This window comes from Pseudomonas sp. P5_B2, from assembly GCF_056400445.1.
This window is the reverse complement of record NZ_JBFULH010001449.1, coordinates 1-583: the sequence shown is the minus strand read 5'-3', so window position 1 is coordinate 583 and position 583 is coordinate 1. Positions and strand designations below refer to the sequence as shown.

Annotated in this window: 1 protein-coding gene; it reads right to left on the bottom strand. The window is 58.9% G+C overall.

Going from position 1 to position 583, the window contains the following annotated elements; translation table 11 throughout:
* Window positions 1–583, bottom strand: a 583-nt coding sequence (locus AC1DRJ_RS31760) for a ribonucleotide-diphosphate reductase subunit beta (protein ID WP_477805580.1), incomplete at both ends; no start/stop codon positions are given.

Sequence of the window (583 nt, the reverse complement as noted above, 5' to 3'; positions counted from 1 at the left end):
GCTCGGCGACGCCGGTCATTTTGTTGCGGCGGCCCATGGAGAGGATCTGGGTGAAGCCGCAGTAGAAGAAGATGCCTTCCAGAACGCAGTAGTAGGCGATCAGGTTGCGCAGCAGCTCTTTGTCGGTTTCGACGGTGCCGGTTTCGAACTTCGGATCGGAGATCGAACGGGTGTATTTGAGGCCCCAGGTGGCTTTTTTCGCGACCGATGGGATCTCGTGGTACATGTTGAAGATCTCGCCTTCATCCATAGCCAGCGATTCGATGCAGTACTGGTAGGCGTGGGTGTGGATCGCCTCTTCGAACGCCYGGCGCAGGATGTACTGGCGGCATTCCGGGTTGGTGATCAGGCGGTACACGGCCAGGACCAGGTTGTTGGCAACCAGGGAGTCGGCGGTGGAGAAGAAGCCAAGGTTGCGCATGACGATGCGGCGTTCGTCGTCGGTCAGGCCTTCCGGGTCTTTCCAGAGGGCGATGTCGGCGGTCATGTTGACTTCTTGCGGCATCCAGTGGTTTGCGCAACCGTCCAGATACTTCTGCCAGGCCCAGTCGTACTTGAACGGTACGAGTTGGTTGAGGTCGGC